The 2,374-nt window shown below is 39.9% G+C and carries 3 protein-coding genes; 1 reads left to right on the top strand and 2 read right to left on the bottom strand.

All coding sequences use genetic code 11. The annotated features are described in order from the left end of the window. Nucleotides 1-92 precede the first annotated feature (92 nt). Together xerC and BKK47_RS12165 are read right to left on the bottom strand one after the other, a co-directional pair. Nucleotides 93-980: a tyrosine recombinase XerC gene (xerC, locus tag BKK47_RS12160; RefSeq protein ID WP_077495078.1), complete on the bottom strand. Its 888-nt coding sequence runs from the start codon at nt 978-980 to the stop codon at nt 93-95. Further along, a complete protein-coding gene (locus BKK47_RS12165) occupies nt 980-1,414 on the bottom strand; it encodes a GNAT family N-acetyltransferase (protein WP_077495079.1) in 435 nt (144 codons plus the stop codon). The genes xerC and BKK47_RS12165 overlap by 1 nt, the downstream gene beginning before the upstream one ends. Before the next feature lie 172 nt (nt 1,415-1,586). On the opposite strand from BKK47_RS12165, the gene tpiA reads away from it, so the two are divergent. Further along, a complete protein-coding gene (tpiA, locus tag BKK47_RS12170) occupies nt 1,587-2,354 on the top strand; it encodes a triose-phosphate isomerase (protein ID WP_077495080.1) in 768 nt (255 codons plus the stop codon). The last annotated feature ends 20 nt before the right edge of the window (nt 2,355-2,374 follow it).

Here is a 2,374-nt window from a genome sequence, read left to right on the forward strand (position 1 = left end):
GAAATCCCCTGAATCGAACGATTCGGGGGATTTTGCTTTTTGGCTATTGTTATATGTGGGGAGTTAAAGTTCCTTATCAAATTAACTACACTTTACTTTTTACGTCTAGCGCGAGGATGTGCTTGATCGTAAACCTCGGCAAGGCGTTGGAAATTAAGATGGGTGTAAATTTGTGTGGTTGAAAGGTTACTATGCCCAAGTAATTCTTGCACAGCTCGGAGATCAGAGCTGGCTTCCAACATATGGGTGGCAAAAGAATGGCGAAGTTTGTGTGGGGTTAGATGGCTATTTAGCCCTTGGCGAATTCCCCAAGTTTCCAGCCGTTTTTGTATAGAACGATGAGTGAGCCGATTTCCTAATTGACTGACAAATAACGCCTCATCTTTCGGATTAAATAATAACCGCACTTTTAACCATTGTTGTAGGGCGTGTGAGGCATAACGCCCAAAAGGTACAATACGTTCCTTGTTACCTTTTCCTAATACTCGAACTTCACGGGTGCGTGTATTAATATTGCTTAAACCCAATCCTTGTATCTCTGATAAACGTAACCCGGAACTATACATTAATTCTAAAATGGCACGATCGCGGATATCTATCGGCTCTTTGCTGTCATTGGCAAGAAGCTGTTGGATTTGATCGCCATCAATATTTTTGGGTAAACGTTTACTTTGTTTAGGGGCTGAAATTCCCGTGGTAGGGTTGGCTTTCAATTTGCCTTGTTGCACTAAATAGCTCAAAAACATTCGAAGGGCGGAAAGACGCAATGCTAAACTTTTTTCTTTAAGACCTTCTTTTTTGCTTTGACCCAATATAAAACGCACGATGCTAGGGGTAATTTGTTGCCACTGTTGGATACCCTGTGTGGTTAGTAGGGTTAATACAGCATTGAGCTGCCGTTGATAATTGGCAAGAGTATGTGGACTGACTTGACGTTCAATACGCAAATAATCCCAGTAAGATTGAAGATCTGTAAGCATTATAACGTTAATTCAAATAGACTTTTTTTCGGATTTAATTTGAAGCCTTCTTGTTCTAATAATTCACGTTGTGCTTGCCCTAACTCAGCGACTAAGCGATTTGATTGAGTATAAAGTACGAAATCTTTTGCTTTGGAGATAAGCGCAGTATAGATTTCGGTTTGCAGAGAGCAATTCACAACATAGATATCTGTTAGCTGCCAATAGCGTTGTAATTGGAGGGAGGATAGACGCGGGTAAAGCTGAATAAATCCAACAGCTTCATCTTGTGAATCGACGGCAATAAAAAAGAGGCTTTCATTAAAGCGGATACGGTTGGTTAAGAATGTTAAAGTGCGGTCAGGATTTTCAGTCATTCCATTGGCAAGACGGTAATGTTCAAAAAGGGGCAAAAGCACCTCAATGTTCCATTGTTCAGCTTTAAAAATCTTCATTTTAATAAAACCGGTTACTTTCTATGATTTCTATAGGATAGATTGTAGCTTTTTCAGATTGAAGAATCACGCACTCAGGAAAAAATTTTTAAAATTTGTGATTTTGAACAAAGAATCAAGACGAAAATTTGGTATAGTAACCCCATTTGTTAATTAATATGGAGAAACACAAATGGCACGTCGTCCTTTAGTAATGGGTAACTGGAAATTAAATGGTAGTAAAGCTTTTACCAAAGAATTAATCGAAGGTTTAAAAGCAGAATTAGCTAATGTGAATGGTTGTGATGTCGCAATCGCTCCTCCAGTGATGTACTTAGCAGAAGCAGAAACAGCTCTCGCTGGTAGTAAAATTGTGCTTGGCGCACAAAATGTAGATGTGAATGTGAAAGGTGCGTTTACCGGTGATATTTCAACGGAAATGTTAAAAGATTTTGGGGCAAAATATATTATTATTGGCCATTCTGAGCGTCGCACTTATCACAAAGAAAGTGATGAGTTTATTGCGAAAAAATTTGCGGCATTAAAAGAAGCAGGTTTAGTCCCTGTATTATGTATTGGTGAATCAGAAGCGGAAAACGAAGCAGGTAAAACCGAAGAAGTGTGTGCTCGCCAAATTGATGCCGTCATCAACGCACTGGGCGTGGAAGCTTTTAACGGTGCAGTGATTGCTTATGAGCCAATTTGGGCAATTGGTACCGGTAAATCAGCGACTCCGGCACAGGCACAAGCCGTTCATGCCTTTATTCGTGGTCACATTGCGGCTAAATCTCAAGTGGTGGCAGACCAAGTGATCATTCAATATGGTGGTTCTGTTAATGATGCAAATGCAGCGGAATTATTTACTCAACCTGATATTGATGGGGCATTAGTAGGTGGTGCATCACTTAAAGCACCGGCATTTGCGGTGATCGTCAAAGCGGCAGCTGCTGCAAAAAATTAGTTTTTTATTTTTAACTAAAA

The organism is Rodentibacter mrazii (assembly GCF_001998825.1).
GTDB classification, from domain to species: Bacteria; Pseudomonadota; Gammaproteobacteria; order Enterobacterales; family Pasteurellaceae; genus Rodentibacter; species Rodentibacter mrazii.

Bases quoted from the DNA above. Each gene is read 5' to 3' on its own strand.
- tpiA (WP_077495080.1), top strand. From the start codon at position 1,587: ATGGCACGTCGTCCTTTAGTAATGGGTAACTGGAAATTAAATGGTAGT.
- BKK47_RS12165 (WP_077495079.1), bottom strand. From the start codon at position 1,414: ATGAAGATTTTTAAAGCTGAACAATGGAACATTGAGGTGCTTTTGCCC.
- xerC (WP_077495078.1), bottom strand. From the start codon at position 980: ATGCTTACAGATCTTCAATCTTACTGGGATTATTTGCGTATTGAACGT.